Here is a 19,749-nt window from a genome sequence, read left to right as displayed (position 1 = left end):
CGGACCGGCGCCGGAGATCTTGAAACGTGCGCTGGACATCCAGATTTCTGCTGCCGGACACACATGCATGCGCCCATGCGGGCGCGGAAAGGCGGCAGGCGCGTGACAGGACGACCGGAGGCTGCATGAGGCTCGCTAGCCTCGCCGCGGCCGCCCTGCTGCCGCTGGGTCTTGCCGGATGCGCCGTCGGCCCGGCCTTTCACCCGCCGAAAACCCCGGTTCCCGCCAGCTTCGCCGCTTCGGCTGAGGCGAAGCCGGCCTGGCCGAAACCGGGATGGTGGCGGCATTTCGGCTCGCCGGAGCTTGACCGGCTGGTGACGGCCGCAAAAGCGCATAACTTCTCGGTGATCGAGGCGATCGACCAGCTCGAGGCGGCGAACGCGCAGGCGCAGATCGCCGGCGCGCCGCTGCTGCCGGCGATCACGGCAAGCGGCAGCGGATCGTTCCAGCAGGCGCAGGCAAGCACCGCGCGCGGGCTGCGGACAGTGGATACGCGCAGCTTCACCGCCACGTTCCAGGCCTCCTACCAGCTCGATTTCTGGGGCAGAAACTACGATGCGCTGCGCGCGGCGCAGGCGAACGCGGCGGCAGCGGAATTCAATGCCGCGACGGTGGCGCTGACCGCCGAGGCCTCGGTCGCCACCGTCTATTTCCAGGTGCTGGCCGATCAGGACCAGCTCGGCATCGCCCAGCGCAATCTCAAGGCCGCCGAAGGCCTGCTCGCGCAGTTGCAGGCGGAATTGCAGGCCGGCATCGTCGATGCGCCGAGCGTGGCGCAGCAGGCAGCGCTGGTCGCCGCCGAGCGGGCGAACATTCCCAACCTCGTCTCGCAGCTGCGCCAGGAAGCGATCGGCCTCGGGATTCTCACCGGGCAGGCGCCCGAGTTCCTCCGCGTTCATGGCGGCTTGCTCGGCGCGCTGCACGTCCCGGCGCTGGCGCCGGGGCTGCCGGCGGGGCTGCTGACGCGGCGGCCCGACATCGCGGCGGCGCAGGCCACGCTGATCGCCGCCAATGCCAATGTCCGCGGTGCCATCGCCGCGTTCTTCCCATCGATCACGCTAACCGGCTCGGGCGGCTGGCAGAGCAAGGCGCTGAACCTGCTCTTCGCCCCCGGCTCGACGCTGATTTCGGCGGCAACATCGATCGCCCAGCCGATCTTCGAGGGCGGCGCGCTGACCGGGCAGTTGCGGGTGAGCCGCGCGACCTATCGGGAAGACGTCGCGAAATACGAGCAGGCGGTGGTGCAGGCCTTCAGCGATGTCGAGACCGCGATGACCGCGCTGCGCTATGCGACCGAGCAGGAAGCGTTGCAGCGGGTTGCCGTGGCGCGTGCCCGCGCCGCGCTCGACGGGGCGAAGGCGCAGCTCAGGGCCGGCGTGGTCGATATCGGCACGGTGCTGAACGCCGAACAGACCCTGCTATCCGACGAGACGACGCTGGTGACGGCACGGCTCACCCGGCTCGATGCCGCGGTCAATCTGTACAAGGCGATGGGCGGCGGCTGGACGGCCGGTGCCGGCAAGGATCACTGACAATGGCGAAACGGCGCGGACGGATCATTTTCGGGCTGGCGGCGCTCGCCCTTGCCGGCGCAGTGGCGTATCGGCTTGGGCACCGCGGGAAACCCCAGCACCGCTTTGCCGCGACCGCGATCCCGGTGAAGGTGGCGAAGGCGATGCGGGAGGACGTGCCCGTCTATCTCGATGCGCTCGGCACCGTCGTCGCCTATCACACGGTGACGGTGCAGCCGATGATCACCGGCCCGCTCACCCGCATCCTGTTCACCCAGGGCCAGTTCGTGAAGCGGGGCGATGTTCTCGCCGAGATCGACCCGGCGCCCTATCGCGCGGCCCTCGACCAGGCGGAGGCGAAGCTCGCGCAGGACAAGGCGAGCCTTGCCAATGCGGAGATGCAGGCGCGGCAATACGCCTCGCTGGTCAGGCAGAACTACACCTCGAAATTGCAGGCGGCGACGGCGCTGGCCACCGCCGCGGAAGATCGCGCGCTGGTCAAGCAGGACGAGGCCAGCATCGAGACCGACCGGATCAATCTCGGCTATACGCGGATCACCGCGCCGATTTCCGGCCGCACAGGCATATTGCAGGTGAACGCGGGCAATATCATCGGCCCGAATACGGCCGGCGGCATCGTGGTGATCAACACGCTGCAGCCGATTTCGGTGCAGTTCAGCCTGCCGCAGCAGGACCTGCCGCAGATCGTCGCCGCGATGAAGCGCGGCAAGGTCGACCTGCTCGCGACCGCGGAGGGTGACCCGCAGACCGCCACGCTGCTCGACCGCGGCACCCTCGCTGTGCTCGACAACACGGTCAACGCCAGCACCGGCACACTGACGCTCAAGGGCACGTTCGCCAATCCCGATCTCACGCTCTGGCCCGGCGCTTACGTGAATGTCCGCACGCTGGTGCGGACGATCGCCGGTGCGGTGACGGTGCCGCCGGTCGCGGTGCAGCAGGGCCCCGCGGGCAGTTTCGTGTTTCTCGTGAAACAACCGGCCAAGCAAGGCGGCGCACTCACTGTGGAGGAGCGTAAGGTGACGCTCGGCGAGCAGACGGCGAACGCCGTTGTCATCACCGGCGGGCTTGCCGCCGGCGATGAGGTGGTGACCGAGGGCAATTCGCGCCTCAAGGGCGGCTCGGCGATCCATGTCGTCACGGGTCCCGCCGGCGCGCCGTGAACATTTCCGCCCCGTTCATCGCCCGGCCGGTCGCGACGTCGCTGCTCGCGATCGCATTGCTGCTGATCGGCGCGCTGGGCTATCGGGCGCTGCCGGTCTCCTCGCTGCCGCAGGTCGATTTTCCGACGATCCAGGTGGTGACCAAGCTGCCCGGCGCCTCGCCGGATACCGCCTCGAAACTGCTGACCGCACCGCTCGAACGGCAGTTCGGGCAGATTGCCGGGCTCGCGGCGATGAGCTCGATCTCGAGCCAGGGGACCAGCGCGATCACGCTGCGCTTCGACCTATCGATGCCGATGACGACGGCGGCCCAGGACGTGCAGGCCGCGATCAACGCCGCCTCCGGCACGCTGCCGCCGAACCTGCAATATCCGCCGACCTATTCGGAGGTGAATCCGGCGGATGCACCGATCCTGACGCTGGCGCTGACCTCGCGCACGCTGCCGCTCGATGCGATTGCCGATGCGGCGCAGACCCGCCTCGTGCCCAAGCTCTCGCAGGTGAAGGGGGTGGGCAAGGTGACGGTCGAGGGTGGGCTGACCAAGGCGATCCGCATCGACGTGAACCCTGCACGGCTCGCCGCCTATGGCGTGTCGCTCGAGGATGTGCGCAACGCCATCGCCAATGCCAACCAGTCCGGCGCCAAGGGGGCGCTGGATGGGCATAACCAGGCCTACACGATCGGCGCCAACGACCAGATCACCGTGCCGGCGCAGTATCGCGACCTGATCATCGCCTATCGCAAGGGCGCGCCGGTGCGGCTTTCGGCGGTGGGAACGGTGAGTGCGGGCCTCGAGAACGACCTGCAGAGCGCCAGCTACGACGGCACGCCGGCGGTGGTGCTCGATATCCAGCGCCAGCCGGGGGCGAACATCGTCAGCACGGTCGCGGATGTACGCACGGCGCTGGCGGGGCTGCGCGCGGCGATGCCGCCGGGGATCGATGTGAAGGTCGTCGCCGACCGGACGGGGACGATCCGCGCCTCGGTGCGCGACGTGCAGATCACGCTGATCACCGCGGCGCTTCTCGTGGTGCTGGTGATCTTCCTGTTCCTGCCCAGTCCGCGCGCGGTGCTGGTGCCGGCGGTGGCGCTGCCGCTCTCGATCGTCGCGACCTTCGCGGTGATGAACGAGCTCGGTTTCCAGCTCGACAATCTCTCGCTGATGGCGCTCACCGTCGCCTCAGGCTTCGTGGTCGACGACGCGATCGTGATGATCGAGAACATCGTCCGCTTCATCGAAGAGGGCGAATCGCCGCTGCGGGCCGCCTATCTCGGCAGCGCGCAGATCGGCTTCACCATCGTCTCGCTCACCGTCTCGCTGGTCGCGGTGTTCATTCCGCTGCTGTTCATGCCCGGCGTGATCGGACGGCTGTTCTCGGAATTCGCGGTGACGCTGTCGATCGCGGTGGTGATTTCGGCGGTGGTGTCGCTCACGCTGACGCCGATGATGAGCGCGCGGCTCCTGCGCGGCGCCGAGGCCGCGCAGCCGGGGCGGATCGCGCGCGCGGCGGAGGCGGCGCTGGCGAGCGTGCGGGAGCGCTACCGCGCCGGCCTCGCCTGGAGCCTGCGGCACCAGCGGCTGATGCTCGCCACTTTCGCCGCGACGGTGGTAGCCACGGGGATCCTGTTCGCGATCATCCCCAAGGCGCTGCTGCCGCAGGAGGATACCGGCGCGATCGTCGCCGTGACGCAGGGCGCGCAGAGCATTTCGCTCGGCGCGATGAGCCGGTTGCAGGATCAGGCGATCCGCGCGATCCGCACCGACCCCGCGGTCGCCGGCGTCACCTCGCAGCTCGGCTCCGGCCTGACCAACCCGACGCCGAATACCGGCCGGCTCGGCATCACGCTCAAGCCGATCGGCCAGCGCGCAGGGATCGGCACGGTGATGGCGCGGTTGCAGGCGCGTCTCGCCGGGATTCCGGGGCTGCACGCCTACATGCAGCCGGTGCAGGACATCACCCTTTCCTCGCGCGTCTCGCCGACGCAATACCAATACACGCTCACCGATGCCGACCAGGCGGAGCTTGACGCCTGGGCGCCGAAGATCCGGGCCGCCCTCGCGGCACTGCCGCAGATCACCGACCTCGCCAGCGACCAGCAGAACCAGGGGCTGGAGACCTATATCGACGTCAACCGCACCGCCGCGGCGCGGCTCGGCATCTCGATGGCGACGATCGAGGCGACGCTCTACGACGCGTTCGGGCAGCGGCAGGTCAGCACGATCTATGCGCAGAATGCGCAGTATCGGGTGGTGCTCGGCGTCGATCCCGCCTATGCGCGCTCGCCGCAGGCGCTCGCCAGCCTCTACGTGCCGACCGGCAGTCTTTCGGCCAGCACCTCGGCAGCATCGCTCGGCCCCGGCGGGTCGGTGAGCGGCACCAGCACCACGAGCACGGGGGCTGCGGGCAGCGCCAGCACGAGTGTCGCAGGCGAGGTGCCGCTGCTGGAGGTGGCAAAGATCGACCAGCGCTACGGCCCGCTCGCGATCACCAGGGAAGACCAGTTCCCCTCGGTCACGCTCAGCTTCAACCTCGCGAAGGGCGCATCGCTCGGCGCCGCCGAGAGTGCGATTCGCGGGGCGGAGCGGACGCTCGGCGTGCCGGATACGGTGAGCGGCCAGTTTTCGGGGGCGGCGGCGGCGTTCGAAACCTCGCTCGCGCAGGAGCCGTGGCTGATTTTCGCCGCCCTCGTCGTCATCTACATCGTGCTCGGCGTGCTCTATGAAAGCACGATCCATCCGGTGACGATCCTGTCCACCCTGCCCTCGGCCGGGATCGGCGCGCTGCTCGCGCTGATGCTGTTCGGCGCGGATTTCACCCTGGTGGCGCTGGTCGGCATCGTGCTGCTGATGGGCATCGTGAAGAAGAACGGCATCATCATGGTCGATTTCGCGATCGAGGCCGAGCGCACGCGGGGGCTGAGCCCGGAAGCGGCGATCACCGAGGCGGCGATCCTGCGGTTCCGCCCGATCATGATGACGACGATGGCGGCCCTGCTCGGCGCCGTGCCGCTGGTGCTTGAGGGCGGCGCCGGCGCCGAGCTGCGCGCGCCGCTCGGCATCACCATCATCGGCGGCCTGCTGGTCAGCCAGCTGCTCACGCTGTTCACGACACCGGTGATCTATCTCGCGATGGACCGGCTGCGGCCGGCGCGGCGGGGAGAGCCGGCGGCGCAACCCGATCCGGCGGACTAGGCGGTGAACGTCTCGGCGATCTTCATCCGGCGGCCGATCGGCACCACGCTGCTCGCCCTCGGCATCCTGATCGCCGGGATCATGTCCTACCTGCGGCTGCCGGTGGCACCGGTGCCGAGCATTCCGATTCCGGCCATCGTCGTCTTCGCATCCGACCCGGGGGCGTCGCCGGCGGTGATGGCGAGCACCGTCGCCGCCCCGCTCGAACACGCGCTCGGCACGATTCCGGGACTGAACGACATCCGCTCGCAGAACTCGGTGGGGTCGACATCGGTTATCGTGCTGTTCAATCCGGGGCCGGATATCAGCGTCTATGCCCATGCGGTGCAGGCCGCGATCAACGCGGCTCTGCCCGACCTGCCCTCCTCGATGCCGCGGCGGCCCTATTACAAGGAATTCAACCCGGCCTCGCGCCCGGTGATGACGCTGGCGCTCACCTCGGAGACGATGAGCCTCGGGCAGATTTACAACGTTGCCGATACGGTGCTGGACCAGCGGCTGGCGCAGGTGCCGGGGGTGGCGCAGGTCGGCATCTATGGCGGCGGGTCGCCGGCGGTGCGGATCCGGCTGCATCCGCAGGCGCTGGCCGCCGCCGGGCTGACCAGCGCCGATGTCTACAACGCGGTGCGCAGCGCCAATGCGACCGAGCCGCTCGGCGTGATCGAGGGGCCGCACCGGGCCTGGACGCTCGTGGCCAACGGGCAGATCTCGACCGCCGCGCAATATCGCGACATCGTGCTGAAATCGGCCTCCGGCGCGATTCTGCGCCTGTCCGACGTCGCCTCGGTGATCGACGGCGTCGCCAACACGCAGCTTTCGGCCACGGCCAATGGCAGGCCGGCGATCACCATCGAGATCACCAAGACCGCCGACGCCAATATCATCCGCACGGTGGAGGGGATCCGGAAATTACTGCCGGACATCCGCACCTGGCTACCGCCTTCGGTAAAGCTGTCGATCCTGAACGACCGCACGACGACGATCCGCGCCAGCGTCGCCGACATCCAGATCACGCTGCTGATCACCATCATGCTGGTGCTGGTGGTGGTAACGCTGTTCATGCGGCGGCTGACGCCGACGATCGCCGCCGGCATCACCGTGCCGCTCTCGCTCGCCGGAACCGTGGCGGCGATGTGGGCGCTCGGCTTCACGCTCGACAATTTTTCGCTGCTCGCACTGACCGTCTGCGTCGGCTTCGTGGTCGACGACGCGATCGTGATGATCGAGAACATCGTCACCCAGCACGAGCGCGGGCTCACCGGCATCGAGGCCGCGCTGCTGGGGGCGCGGCAGATCGGCTTCACCGTCGTCTCGATCACCGCCTCGCTCGTGGTCGTGTTCCTGCCGCTGACGCTGATGGGCGGCATCATCGGCGACCTGTTCTACGAATTCGCGATGACGCTCTCGATCGCGATCCTGATTTCGGGCGTCATCTCGCTGACGGTGACGCCGATGATCTGCGGGCGGTTCATGGGGCGGACGCCGAAGGCGGGGCGCGATTCAGGGCCGGCCCGCGCGATCGACCGGCTCTATCGCCGCAGTCTCGATGCGTATGCGCGCAGCCTCGACTGGGCGCTGGCGCATCGCTGGCTGATGCTCGCGAGCTTCGCCCTCACTGTCGCACTCACGGTGTTTCTCTATGTCAGGGTGCCGAAGGCGTTCATTCCCGAGCAGGATTCGGGGCTGATCATCGGCCATACGATCGCACCATCCGACGTGTCGTTCTCGCGGATGAAACGGCTGGAGGGGCGTGTCGTCACGATCATTCTCGCCAATCCGGCGGTCGAGGCGGTCAGCTCGCGCATCGGTGTGGCCAACGGATTTTCCACCGCCAACCGGGGCCACATGTTCATCCAGCTCAAGCCGCTGTCGCAGCGCGGCGCCTCGGCGCAGGTGGTGTTGCGGCAGTTGCAGGCACGGCTGGCGCGCATTCCCGGAATCTCCACCACGATGTTCGTGGCGCAGGACCTGTTTTTCGGCGGCCAGTCGAATGGCGGGGAATACAGTTTCTCGATCGTCGATCCCTCGCTCACCGGGCTTGCCGATGTCACCGCCGAGATCGAGCGGAAACTGCGCACGCTGAAGCAGATCGGCAATGTCTCGACCGACCAGGACAAGGCACAGACCGAGATCACCGTCGCGATCGACCGCAAGGCGGCGGCGCGGCTCGGCGTCTCGATCGCGGCGATCGACGGCGCCTTGCAGAACGCCTTCGCGCAACGGCAGATTTCACGGATCTACGAGGCGCAGAACCAGTATTCCGTGATCCTGAAAGTGCCCGAAGGCCTCGATCGCTCGCCCGTGGACCTGCAGCACGTCTATGTCGCCGGCACGAACGGGCCGGTGCCGCTCGCCGCTGTCGCACATGACGTGCGGAGCACGGCACCGCTCTCCGTCACCCATCTCGACGGGCTGCCGGCCGGGACGATCAGCTTCAACGTCGCCAAGGGCGCATCGCTCGGCCAGGCGATCGCGGCGGTGAAGCAGGCGATCGGCGAACTGCCGCTGCCAGCCGAGGTGAAGATCAGCTTCGGCGGCAACGCGCGCTATTTCCTGCAATCGCTGAGCACCGAGCCGTTGCTCATCCTCGCCGCTTTGGTCGCGATCTATATCGTGCTCGGCGTGCTCTACGAGAGCCTGGTACAGCCGCTGACGATCCTCTCGACGCTGCCCTCCGCCGGCGTCGGCGCGCTGCTGGCGCTGCTCCTCACCGGCACGCCGCTCTCGGTCATCGGCATCATCGGCATTTTCCTGCTGATGGGGATCGTCAAGAAGAACGGCATCCTGCTGGTGGATTTCGCGCTGAACGCCGAGCGCGAGCACGGCATGACGCCGGCCGAGGCGATCCGCGCCGCCTGCCTCGAGCGGTTCCGGCCGATCATGATGACGACGCTGGCCGCGGCCCTCGGCGCCCTGCCGCTGGCCTTCGCGGTCGGCACCGGCGAGCAGCTGCGCCGGCCGCTGGGCATCGCGGTGATTGGCGGGCTGATCGTCTGCCAGGCGCTGACGCTCTACACCACGCCGGTGATCTATCTCGCGGTCACCGGGTTCGGCCGGCGCCGGGCGCGGCGGCTGGCAACCATGCCGGCGGAATGAGGGCCGGTCAGCCGGCGATCTGCATCTCCCGCGCCTGTTCGAGCGGCCAGCGCGGCCGGCAGCGCGCGCCGAGCGGATCGGCGCCGCCACCGGCGCGCAGGCGCTCGATCGCCGCCCAGGCGACCATGACCGCATTGTCGGTGCAGAGGCGGAGCGGCGGCGCCGCGAGCGGCAGGCCGGCCTCGGCCGCGACGCTGCCCAGCGCGGCGCGCACCGCCTTGTTGGCGGCGACCCCGCCAGCGACGACGACCGCTGTCGCACCCGGCAGCATGGCGAGGGCATGGCGCAGCCGGTCGGCCAGGGCGGCGACCACCGCGGCCTGGAAGGCGCGGGCGAGATCGGCGGCGAAATCGTGCGGCAATTCGCCCTCCTTCTGGCGGGCGATGAGCTGGGCGACGGCGGTCTTCAGGCCGGAGAAGGAAAAATCGCAGCCCGGCCGGCCCAGCATGGGGCGCGGCAGGCTGAACTGCCCGTCCCGCCCCTCGGCGGCGAGGCGTTCCAGCGCGGGGCCGCCGGGATAGGGCAGGCCGAGCAGTTTCGCCACCTTGTCGAACGCCTCGCCGGCGGCATCGTCCAGCGTGGTGCCGAGCCGGCGGTAGCGCCCCACCCCCTCGACCGCGATCAGCGCCGTGTGCCCGCCGGAGACGAGCAGCAGCAGATAGGGGAAATCCGGCTTGGTGCCGCCTGCATCCGGCAGGCGGGCGGTGAGCGCATGGGCCTCGAGATGATTGATCGCGAGGAAGGGCACGTTGGCCGCCAGGGCCATGCCGCGCGCGGTGTTGGCGCCGACGATGAGGCCGCCGATCAGGCCGGGCCCGGCGGTCGCGGCGATCGCGGCAAGGCCGGATGGCGCGGTGCCGGAAGCGGCCAGCGCGCGGCGGATCATGTCCGGCAGGAGGGCGAGATGCGCGCGCGCGGCGATTTCGGGAACCACGCCGCCAAACGGCGCGTGATCGGCGATCTGGCTGGCGACGAATTCGGCGCGGATCCGCCCCGCACCGTCTAGCACGGCGCAGGCGGTCTCGTCGCACGAGCTTTCGATCCCGAGAACGAGCGAGTCGGGGCCGAACCCGGCGAAACTTGCGGCTTTTCTTTCCATCCCGTTCCTTTTAAGCAGAGGAGATGCACCAGGAAAGCTCGTCGGGCGGCAAGGTCGCCCCCCATTCCGGCCGCCGCCTGCCCCTGCGGGTAGGCACGCGGGGATCGCCGCTCGCCGTTCGGCAGACCGACATGTTCCTCGCCGCGCTGCGCGAGATCTGCCCCGCGCTTGGATTCGCGCCGGATGCCTTCGCCCCCGAGATCATCAGCACGACCGGCGACCGGGTGACCGACCGTCCGCTCGCCGAGATCGGCGGCAAGGGATTGTTCGCCAAGGAAATCCACGAGGCGCTGCTGGACGGGCGAATCGATTTCGCGGTGCACAGCCTCAAGGACCTGGAAACCACCCTGCCCGATGGCATCATCCTCGCCTGCACGATGAAGCGCGAGGACGCCCGCGACGCGTTGATCCTCGCCGATGGATTAGGCGCGGCGAAGGTGGGCGACATCTGGGCGAGCCTGCCGATGGGCGCGCGGGTCGGCACCTCGTCGGTGCGGCGGCAGGCGCAGCTGCTGCATGCGCGGCCCGACCTGCAGATCGGCCTGCTGCGCGGCAATGTCCGCACCCGGCTCGACGCGGCGCGCAATGGCACGTTCGATGCAACGCTGCTTGCCCTCGCCGGGCTGCGGCGCCTCGGCTTCGAGGAAGAGGTGAGTGCGGCGGTCGACCCGGAGGCGATGGTGCCGGCGGCCTGCCAGGGAATCGTCGGGATCACGGTTCGCGCGGCGGATACGCGGCTCGCCGAACTGCTCGCCGCGATCGAGAACCACGAGGCGAAGGCGGTTTCCAAGGCGGAGCGGGCGCTGCTCGCCGCACTGGACGGCTCCTGCCGGACGCCGATCGGCGGATATGCGCGGCTGCTGCCGGATGGCAACCTGCATCTGACCGGACTCACCGCGCGACCGGATGGCAGTTTCCTGCTCAAGCGCAGCGAGACGGCGAACGCTGCCGACGCGGTGCGGCTGGGTGCGGAACTCGGCGCCTCGCTGCGGCGCGACAGCCCGTCCGACATCTTTCTTGACTGAGACCGGCGCAACTGGTCCGCTTACCGTATTGGTGACCCGCCCCGAACCCGGCGGCAGCTCCACCGCCGCCGCCCTGCGGGCGGCAGGTCATGTTCCGGTTCTCGCCCCCTGCCTCGAGATCGAGGCGCTGCCGGCGGCGCTGCCGCCGTTGGTGGACGCCATTGTGGTCGCGAGCGCGCAGGCGCTGCCCGGATTGCCGCCAGCCCTGCGCGCCGTGCCGCTATTCGCGGTGGGCGATGCCACCGCCGCGCGGGCGCGCGCCGCCGGGTTCATATCCGTTGCCAGCGCCGCGGGAACGGCGCAGGAACTGGCGGAGCTGGTGGGCGCGCAGCTCGACCCCGGCGCGCGGCTGTTGCTGGCCTGTGGCGCGGGGCACAGCCTGGGCCTCGCCGCCGATCTGCGCCGCCGCGGCTTCCGGGTGACTCGCCGTGTGGTTTACCGCTCGCGCCCGGCCCGAGAGCTCGACACGGCGGCGCGGGCAGCGCTCGAAGCCGGCGAGGTCGACCGGGTGATGGTATTTTCGCCCGCGAGCGCGCGCAGTTTCGCCGCCCTCGTCACCGAGGCCGGGCTCGACCGGGCGCTGGCCGGCGCGATTGGCGTGGCGATCAGCCCGGCGGCGGCAGCCCCGCTCTCCCGCCTTCCATTTCGCGAGATCCGCAGCGCGGTTTCACCCGATCAGGATCACATGTTACCCTTGTTGCCATGAGCGAGCACGACCCGAATCACACCCCGCCCGAGTTCTCCGCCACCGCCGATCCGGCGCCAGCCGCAGCGCCTGAGCCCCAGGCTGCCGAACCAGCGGCAGCACCGGATGCGGCGGCCTCGCCCCGGAACCAGCGCAAGGCCATCGGCCTTGCGGCGGTCGCGATCCTGTTGCTTGCGGGCGGCGAACTCTTCCTGTTCCGCGCCCAGCTCGGCGCGGCGGGGCAATCGGCCCGGATCGACCAGCTCTCGACGCGGATCGGCGCGCTGCGCGGCCGGGTCGCGACGCTTGAGCAGAAACTCGCAAGCGTTGCCGCAGCCGAGAACAAGCCGGCGCCCGCCACACCCGCACCGGCCCTGCCCGCCGATCTCGCGGCCCGGATCGGCAAGATCGAGACGAGCATCGCGGCACTCTCGACCACCACCCTCGCCGATCATGCGGCGGTGACGCGGCTGCGCCAGCAGAGCGGCGACCTGCCGGCGCTGGTGACGAAGGCGAAGACCCTCGCGCTGCTCGCGCAGGCGAGCCTGAACCTGCAGAACGGCCTGCCGCTCGGCGAGATTCCCGGCGCGCCGGCGGCGCTTGCCATCTATGCCACGGCGAAGCCGCCGACCCTTGCCGGCCTGAAGGCGAGCTTCGCGACCTATGCCGGGGCAGCTTCCGACGCCGCTGGCGACGCGGCGCAGCAAGGCGGGTTCTGGCAACGGGCGACCGCGCGGGTGGAAAGCCTCGTGACCTTGCGGCATGGCGATACGGTTCTGGTCGGCAGCCCGGCCGAGGGCGTTCTGGGCAAGGCGCGGACGGCGCTGGCGCGCGATGATCTCGGTACTGCGGTGAATGACCTCGCGAAGCTGCCGCCGAAAGCTGCGACGGCGATGAAGCCCTGGACGGACGAGGCCGCCGGCCTGCTCGCGGCACGAACAGCGCTGGCCGCGATGGCGGAGAAGGGCTGATGCTGCGCGCCTTCCGCTTCGGCCTCGTCGCGATCGTCCTGCTCGGCGTCGCCTGGTATCTCGCCAGCCTGCAGGGGCATGTCACGGTGGAGATCGGCAGCTATGCCGCCAGCGCGTCGACGCCGGTGGCGATCCTGCTGCTGGTGTTTCTGGTCGCGGTGGCGATCGTGGCGCTGGGCCTGCTGCGCGGCGCACTTGGCCTGCCCCGGCGGGTGGCGGCGAAGCGGAGCCGGGCGCGGCGTGACGCCGCCGACGCCGCCTCGCTGCGCGCTCTCGCAGCCCTTGCCGCCGGCGATATCGGCGCGGCCTCCGGTCATGCGCGAACGGCGCGGCGCCACGCGCCCGATGCGCCGCTGCCGCTTTACGTGAGTGCTGAAACGGCACGGCAGAGTGGCGATGCGACGACGGCGGAGACGCTGTTCGCCGACCTCGCCAAACATGGCGATGCCGGGTTTCTCGGCTGGCGCGGCCTGCTGACCGCGCGGCCGCTGCCACAGGACGACGAGGATGGGCTCGCACTTGCCGCCGAGCGGGCGCGCAAGGCCGCCGCGTCCTATCCGCGTTCGGGCTGGCTGCGCGAACAGCGCGTGCGGATCGCGCTGGGGCAGGGCCGGTTCGGCGAGGCGGCGCGGCTTGCGACCGATGCGCCGGCGCGCGCGGCGCTGGCCATCATGGCATCGCGCGAGGCCGGCGGCGAGCCGCTCGCGATCGACTGGGCGCGGGAGGCGGTGCGCGCGGCGCCGGAACTCCCGGAAGCTTATATGGCTTTATATCAGGCGCGGGCGAAGGCCGGGCAGACGTGGCGGGCCAAGCGGGTCTTGAAGCGCGGATGGCGCCTTGCCCCGCATCCCGATCTTGGCGAGGCGTGGCTCGCGGAGATAAGCGCGCCGCTGGAGCGAGCCGCTGCCGCGGCACGGCTGGCGGCGGTCAATCCGGGACATCCCGAGAGCGAGGCCCTGCTGGCGCGCACCGCCCGCGCAGCGAGGCTGACCGGCGAAGCCGAGCGGCACGAACGGCAGAGCGGCGGCAAGGGTGCCTGGATCTGCAAATCCTGCGAGACCGAGCACGAGGCCTGGCAGCCGACATGCCGCAAATGCGCCGCCATCGGCTCGCTCGGCTGGGTGCGGCACGGCACCGCGGCGCCTACGCCTCCCCTGCTGCCGGCACCGCAACCGGCGGGGTGACCCGTCGCCGCCGGGCCGGCGGGGAGCGCTCGATTCCGTAATGCAGTATTGCGGCGAGGAGAAGCGAGCCGATAAGCGTCGCTCCGCCCCAGAGCAGGCCGAACAGGGTGGGATGACCCGCAAGCCGGGGGCCGAGCAGGAGCGCCAGCGCCCGGCCGAGGGGTTCGTTGACCAGATAAAGCGGGTAGGAGACCAGCCCGAGCCACAGGATCGGGCGGGCACCGAGGGCGCGTGCCAGCGGCCGGAGCGGCCGCGAGGCAGGAAAGCGCTGCGCCGCGATCGCCGCCGCCCAGCCGAGCGGCGGCAGGGCTTTCGCCACCCTGCCCCAGCCCGCACCATGCGTGGCGCCGAGCGCCATTGCGACGATCAGGAGGGCTGCGAAAAAACGCCCGGCCCCCTCCCCTGCGCGCCCGCCCTGCCAGAATCGCGCGGCGGCGATGCCGAGGGCGAAATAGACGGCTTCGTTCGGCAGAAACGCCCGGCTGAAACGCCAGGGCAGCGGCACGCAGGAAGCGTAGAGTCTGGCGAGCACCGCCAGCGCAACGAAGCTGAGGGCGAGGCGCACGAGCGCGCGATCGCTGCCGTCGAACCCGCAGGCGAAGATGGCGATCGCAGCGTAGAACTGCCATTCGGTGGAGAGGCTCCAGGCCGGGCCGAGCAGGGCATAGGGCGCATCGGGCAGCGCCGCATGCGGAAGCGCGCCATGCACAAAGGCAAGATGGGCCAGCACTTCGAGACCGGGATGCGGTGGCGGACCCGCGGGCCAGATCGCCCGCGCTGGAGCATGCGGCGCGATCCAGTTCATGGCGCCGTAGGGCGAGCCGGCCGCGAGCATCAGCACCGCGGCGCCGGCCAGCACGACGAGATAGACCGGCAGCAGCCGCCGCGCCCGCGCCGCGAGGAATCGCCGCCGATCTCCGCCGAACCGCGCGAGGGATTGCACAATCACCAGCCCCGACAGGGCAAAGAACAGCTCAACCGCGGCAAGACCGTGACTGGCTAACGCTTGGGCGAGGCGCATGGCAAGCGGCGGCAATGGCAAGAACGGGATCATGTGACCCGCTGTGACATAGATCGCGAGCACGCCGCGCAGACCGTCGAGCCGGACGAGCCTGCCCATTGGCCGGTCTGCGATATGTTCGTTCCGCGCCAGCATGGCGCGGAGGATATAACAACTTCAGATTGTATTGAACAGGAAAATCACAGCCGGCGGCGGCCCAGCAGCGCGTGATAGGCGACCAGCACGATCACCGCGCCGACCACGGAGACGAACAGGCTGTAGAGAAATCCGCCGCCCGGCGCGAAACCGAGGGTGATGAAGATCTGCCCACCGACCAGCGCGCCGACGATGCCGAGCACCATGTCGAGAACCGGGCCCTTGCCGGCGTTGTCGACGATATGGCTCGCGATCCAGCCGGCGATCAGGCCGAGAATGATGAAGCCGATCAGATGCATGGGCGGGTATCCTCCTGGTGGATGCAGTTCAGGACATGGGACGGCGCGCCGTGGCGGACAAGCCCGCCGGTCAGCGCAGTTCGCCGGAGACCGGTTGCAGCCGGCGTGCTTCGATCCCCTGCCAGGCGAGCAGGACGGGCACCGCGATGACGAGGTCGCGCGCGCGCCGCAGCAGCGAGACCGAGAGCGCGATGTCCGGCGGGATGCCGAACACGGCGCCGAGCAGCGTGTAGGCCGCTTCCTGCACGCCGAGGCGGCCGGGGATGAAGAAACCGGTCGAGAGGATCGCGTGCAGCAGCGCCTCGATCACGAGGGCATCGCGGAGGGAGATGTTCTGGCCGAGGGCGCGGAAGGCGACGAAGGAGGCGATGCCGGTGCCGAACCAGCACAGCAGGTGCATCGACGAGGCGGCGACCAGGCGGCGGCGGCGGGCATAGATCGCATCCAGCGCCGCTTGCAGCCGACCGATCCCGATGGAAGCGGCATCGGCGGACTGGCCGGCAATCCGCATCGCGAGGCCACGGAACAGGCGGCTCATGCCCTTCTGCATCAGCAGGAAGATCGCGCCGGCGGCGAACGCGACGCCGAGCCCGATGCTCATCGGCCATACGAGGTCGCTGTGCGGCACCAGCGCGATCAGCAGGACCACGCCGATGGCGACGAACACCAGCTCGGCGAGGAATTCCAGCGTCACGTCCGCCAGGGTCGAGGCCGCCGCGTCGGCGAAGGCAACGCCGCCGAGGGCGATCGCCCGGCCGCCGATCACGAAGCCGCCGACATGCGAGAAGGGCAGGAATTCGCCGGCCGAGTCCCGCACCATCCGGCCCCAGTAGAGCAGGAGAAAGCTGCCGCCGTGGCGGCGGCGCAGCAACAGGCGCCAGGCCACGGCCAGCCCGGCGATGATCACCATCTGCACCCCGAGATAGGCGGCGAAGCCCGAGAGGCTGACCCGTTCGAGCGCGTGGGCCACATCGCCCCAACCGAACCAGGCGATGGTGCCGGTGAACAGCAGCAGCCCGACCAGGCCAAAGACCGTGGGCCAGATGCCAAGGCGGCGGATCACGCGCGCGGGCTCCGCATGGAAGGCTGGGCAGATGGTGATCGCAGCACTGGTTTCTCGCACTCCCGGCGGGATAAAAATCGGCAGGTGGCGGCGGCTCGTGGACCGCCCAATCGCGCCCCCTTAGCAGATTGTTGCGGTTTGGGGTATCGTCTGTCGTTGCGAGCGGCACTTTGCTTCGGCGCGGCCGATCAAGTATGGCCTTGGTAGGCTTTCTTGATGGCAGGCATGAGCAACGATTCTTCCTTCCCTTCCGCAGCTTCTGCCCGCCCCGCCGACGACCGGCCGGTTCTGGTGACCGGCGCGACCGGCTTCGTCGGCGCGGCCGTGGCGCGGGCGCTGGCGCGACAGGGGACCCGGCTGCGGCTGCTGCATCGCGCGTCCAGCGACATGAGCAACCTCGCGGAGGTGCCAGGCGAACGAGTGGTCGGCGACCTCACCGATCCAGCGTCGCTCGCCCGGGCGGTCGAGGGCTGCGCGCACGTGTTTCACGTGGCCGCGGACTATCGTCTCTACGTACCCGATCCGGCGGCGATGCGGGCGGTGAACATCGACGGTACCATTGCCCTGTTCCGCGCGGCGCAAGCTGCCGGGGCGGGTCGCATGGTCTATACCAGCAGCGTCGCCGCACTTGGCCTGACCAAGGATGGCAGCCCGGCCGACGAGGCGACGCCGCATGCGGCGGAGGATCATGTCGGCCCCTACAAACGCTCGAAATACGAGGCCGAGCTGGCGGTGAAGCGTCTCGTCGGCGAAGGGCTGGATATCGTCATCGTCAACCCGGCCGCCCCGGTCGGGCCGGGCGACATCAAGCCGACCCCGACCGGCCGCATGGTGCTGGACGCGGCGCGGGGCCACATGCCGGCCTATGTCGAGACCGGGATGAACATCGTGCATGTGGATGATGTGGCCGAGGGCCATCTGCTCGCGCTGGCGCATGGGCGGCGCGGCGAGAGCTATATCCTCGGCGGCGAGAACCTGATGCTCTCCGAGATCGGGCGGATGATCACCCGGTTGGCCGGCAAGCCGCCGCCACGGGTGAAGCTGCCGATCGGCCCGCTGATGCCGGTCGCCGCCCTCATGGAGGCCTGGGCGCGGATCTCGGGCCACGAGCCGCTGATGACACGCGACATGCTGACGATGGCGCGCAAGCGGATGTTCTATTCTTCGGACAAGGCACGGCGGGAGCTTGGCTATCGCGCCCGCCCGGCAGAGGCGGCAATGCGCGATGCGCTGGCCGATTTCTGCCGGCGCGGCAAGCTGCCGAGCCTCGCCTTCGACCCCGCGGGAGCGGCTTCATGACCTTCGTTGCGGTGCTGGCGCTGCTGGCGTGGATCTATCTCTATCTGCTGCATGGGCAGTTCTGGCAGAGCGGGCCGGAACTCGCCCCAGCGCTTCCGGCGGCAACGGTGCCGGTGGACATCGTCGTGCCAGCGCGCGACGAGGCGGAGACCATCGCGCCGGTGGTGCGCTCGCTGCTCGCGCAGGAGTATGACGGGAAATTCCGGGTGATCCTGGTGGATGACGGCAGCACCGATGGCACCGGCGACATCGCCGCGCGGGCGGCCGAGGGCGATCAGCGTTTCGTGCTGCTGCGCGGCGGCGACAAGCCGGCCGGCTGGTCGGGCAAGCTCTGGGCGCTGGAGCAAGGCGTGGCGCAAGGCACGGCGCCGGTATTGCTGTTCACCGATGCCGATATCGTTCACGATCCGCGGCACCTCGCGACGCTGGTGGCCCGGCTGGCAAGGCCGGAGCGCGGCGCGCGGCTCGACATGGTCTCCGAAATGGTGCGGCTGAACTGCGAGAGCGCGGCCGAGCGCGCGCTGGTTCCCGCCTTCGTGTATTTCTTCCAGATGCTCTACCCGTTTGCACGGGTGAACGACCCGCTCGATGGCACCGCCGCGGCGGCCGGCGGCACGGTGCTGATCCGGCGCGATGCGCTGGAGCGGGCCGGCGGCCTCACGCAGATGCGCGGCGCGCTGATCGACGACGTGACACTGGCGAGCCGGATCAAGCGCGGCGGTGCCGTGTTCCTCGGGCATTCCGGCCTCGCCCGCTCGATCCGCCCCTATCGGCGGCTTGCCGATATCCGGGCGATGATCTCGCGCACCGCCTTCACCCAGTTGCGCTATTCTGCGCTGCTGCTCGCCTTGACGCTGGTGGGCCTCGCGATCGTGTGGCTCGTGCCGCCGATCGCGCTTTTCTCCGGTGACGAAGACGCTGCGCTGTGCGGGCTGATCGCCTCCCTGCTCGCGGTGCTGAGCTACCAGCCGACGCTGCGGCGCTACGGCCGCGGCTGGTACTGGGCGCTGGCGCTGCCGCTGATCGCGCTGGTCTATATGGAGGCGACGTTCGCTTCTGCCCTGCGATACTGGCGGGGCACCGGCGCGGCCTGGAAGAACCGCGATTACGGTACCGGCGGATGAGTGAAGCCGCGAGCATCGAGCAGGCGTCGGGCAAGGACCGGGGCGATGAGAATTTTCCGGTCGGCTCCTGGCTGATCCGCGCCGGGCTGCGCCGGCATGTGCATGCCTATTACGCCTTCGCCCGCAATGCCGACGACATCGCCGATCATCCCGATCTGGCGCCGGCGGAAAAGATCGCCCGGCTCGACGCGATGGAGGCGGTGCTGGATGGCGACGATCCGGCGCGTTCCCCCTCGGCCGCGCGGCTGCGCGAGAGCCTGGCGGCGACAAAGGTCGATTCCGTCCATGCCCGCGAATTGCTGGTCGCGTTCCGGCAGGATGCAACCAAGACGCGCTATGCGAGCTGGGACGAGCTGATGCAGTATTGCCGATACTCGGCGGCACCTGTCGGCCGCTACGTGCTCGACCTGCACGGCGAGGGAAGGCAGAGCTGGCCGGCCTCCGATGCGCTGTGCGCCAGCCTGCAGGTGCTCAACCACCTTCAGGATTGCGCGAAGGATTTCAACGCTCTCGACCGGTCATACATCCCGGGCGACTGGTTGCAGGCGGTCGGGCTCGGGCCGGATGCCGTCACCGCCGCGGCGACACCGCCGGCGCTGCGCTCGGTGTTCGACGCGATGCTGCAAAGGACGGCGGAGCTGAACGCGAAGGCGGCGCATCTGCCGGGCTTCGTGATGGCGCGCGGGCTGCGGATCGAGACCGCGATCATCGTCGGCCTCGCCCGCCGGCTGCATCGCCGGCTATCGAATGAAGACCCGCTGGCCGGGCGGGTGAAGCTGCTCCGGCGCGATGCCGCGGGCGCCGTGCTCGCCGGGCTGGCCAGGCTTGTATGATATTGCTTGTGTGATGTTGCTTCTGT

Annotated in this window: 15 protein-coding genes; 11 read left to right on the top strand and 4 right to left on the bottom strand. The window is 69.7% G+C overall.

The window, feature by feature from the left end; translation table 11 throughout:
* Positions 1-125: 125 nt before the first annotated feature.
* Genes B7Z76_RS02710 through B7Z76_RS02695 form a run of 4 tightly spaced genes read left to right on the top strand, consistent with a single transcriptional unit; the run spans position 126 to position 8,985 of the window.
* Positions 126-1,532, top strand: coding sequence for an efflux transporter outer membrane subunit (locus tag B7Z76_RS02710; RefSeq protein ID WP_291341996.1), 1,407 nt, complete (start codon positions 126-128; stop codon positions 1,530-1,532).
* Between the two features lie 2 nt (positions 1,533-1,534).
* Positions 1,535-2,695: an efflux RND transporter periplasmic adaptor subunit gene (locus B7Z76_RS02705; protein WP_291341994.1), complete on the top strand. Its 1,161-nt coding sequence runs from the start codon at positions 1,535-1,537 to the stop codon at positions 2,693-2,695.
* Complete coding sequence (locus B7Z76_RS02700) at positions 2,692-5,889, top strand: efflux RND transporter permease subunit (RefSeq protein ID WP_174502813.1); 3,198 nt, start codon at positions 2,692-2,694, stop codon at positions 5,887-5,889. Before B7Z76_RS02705 ends, B7Z76_RS02700 begins: the two co-directional genes overlap by 4 nt.
* A 3-nt stretch (positions 5,890-5,892) precedes the next feature.
* Positions 5,893-8,985 (top strand): efflux RND transporter permease subunit, encoded by a 3,093-nt coding sequence (locus B7Z76_RS02695; protein ID WP_291341991.1) that lies wholly within the window; start codon positions 5,893-5,895, stop codon positions 8,983-8,985.
* Between the two features lie 7 nt (positions 8,986-8,992).
* Here B7Z76_RS02695 and tsaD read toward each other — a convergent pair whose 3' ends face one another.
* On the bottom strand, positions 8,993-10,084 hold the full coding sequence (gene tsaD / locus B7Z76_RS02690; RefSeq protein ID WP_291341989.1) for a tRNA (adenosine(37)-N6)-threonylcarbamoyltransferase complex transferase subunit TsaD: 1,092 nt from the start codon (positions 10,082-10,084) through the stop codon (positions 8,993-8,995).
* Positions 10,085-10,107: 23 nt separating this feature from the next.
* On the opposite strand from tsaD, the gene hemC reads away from it, so the two are divergent.
* Genes hemC through B7Z76_RS02670 form a run of 4 tightly spaced genes read left to right on the top strand, consistent with a single transcriptional unit; the run spans position 10,108 to position 13,949 of the window.
* A complete protein-coding gene (gene hemC, locus B7Z76_RS02685) occupies positions 10,108-11,109 on the top strand; it encodes a hydroxymethylbilane synthase (protein ID WP_291341987.1) in 1,002 nt (333 codons plus the stop codon).
* Between the two features lie 31 nt (positions 11,110-11,140).
* A complete protein-coding gene (locus tag B7Z76_RS02680; protein ID WP_291342059.1) occupies positions 11,141-11,815 on the top strand; it encodes a uroporphyrinogen-III synthase in 675 nt (224 codons plus the stop codon).
* The gene (locus tag B7Z76_RS02675) at positions 11,812-12,765 is read left to right on the top strand and encodes a COG4223 family protein (protein WP_291341985.1); all 954 of its coding nucleotides are present in this window, start codon (positions 11,812-11,814) and stop codon (positions 12,763-12,765) included. The genes B7Z76_RS02680 and B7Z76_RS02675 overlap by 4 nt, the downstream gene beginning before the upstream one ends.
* Positions 12,765-13,949: a heme biosynthesis HemY N-terminal domain-containing protein gene (locus B7Z76_RS02670; protein WP_291341983.1), complete on the top strand. Its 1,185-nt coding sequence runs from the start codon at positions 12,765-12,767 to the stop codon at positions 13,947-13,949. Before B7Z76_RS02675 ends, B7Z76_RS02670 begins: the two co-directional genes overlap by 1 nt.
* Here the strand turns inward: B7Z76_RS02670 and B7Z76_RS02665 are convergent.
* The 3 genes from B7Z76_RS02665 to B7Z76_RS02655 form a co-directional block, all read right to left on the bottom strand.
* On the bottom strand, positions 13,909-15,069 hold the full coding sequence (locus B7Z76_RS02665) for an acyltransferase (protein ID WP_236656262.1): 1,161 nt from the start codon (positions 15,067-15,069) through the stop codon (positions 13,909-13,911). The two genes, B7Z76_RS02670 and B7Z76_RS02665, sit on opposite strands and share 41 nt — an antisense overlap.
* An 80-nt stretch (positions 15,070-15,149) precedes the next feature.
* Positions 15,150-15,404, bottom strand: a complete 255-nt coding sequence (locus tag B7Z76_RS02660) for a GlsB/YeaQ/YmgE family stress response membrane protein (RefSeq protein ID WP_174502821.1) — start codon at positions 15,402-15,404, stop codon at positions 15,150-15,152.
* A gap of 70 nt (positions 15,405-15,474) precedes the next feature.
* A complete protein-coding gene (locus tag B7Z76_RS02655) occupies positions 15,475-16,467 on the bottom strand; it encodes a lysylphosphatidylglycerol synthase domain-containing protein (protein WP_174502822.1) in 993 nt (330 codons plus the stop codon).
* A 225-nt stretch (positions 16,468-16,692) separates the two neighbouring features.
* On the opposite strand from B7Z76_RS02655, the gene hpnA reads away from it, so the two are divergent.
* Genes hpnA through hpnC form a run of 3 tightly spaced genes read left to right on the top strand, consistent with a single transcriptional unit; the run spans position 16,693 to position 19,723 of the window.
* Positions 16,693-17,766: a hopanoid-associated sugar epimerase gene (hpnA, locus tag B7Z76_RS02650; RefSeq protein WP_324482224.1), complete on the top strand. Its 1,074-nt coding sequence runs from the start codon at positions 16,693-16,695 to the stop codon at positions 17,764-17,766.
* A complete protein-coding gene (locus B7Z76_RS02645) occupies positions 17,763-18,890 on the top strand; it encodes a glycosyltransferase (protein WP_291341979.1) in 1,128 nt (375 codons plus the stop codon). The genes hpnA and B7Z76_RS02645 overlap by 4 nt, the downstream gene beginning before the upstream one ends.
* Complete coding sequence (hpnC, locus tag B7Z76_RS02640; protein WP_174502825.1) at positions 18,887-19,723, top strand: squalene synthase HpnC; 837 nt, start codon at positions 18,887-18,889, stop codon at positions 19,721-19,723. The genes B7Z76_RS02645 and hpnC overlap by 4 nt, the downstream gene beginning before the upstream one ends.
* The last annotated feature ends 26 nt before the right edge of the window (positions 19,724-19,749 follow it).

Origin of the sequence: Acidiphilium sp. 20-67-58 (genome assembly GCF_002255515.1) — a bacterium.
Lineage (GTDB): Bacteria > Pseudomonadota > Alphaproteobacteria > Acetobacterales > Acetobacteraceae > Acidiphilium.
The sequence above is the reverse complement of the archived record's forward strand: the minus strand, read 5'-3'. Positions and strand labels throughout refer to the sequence as shown.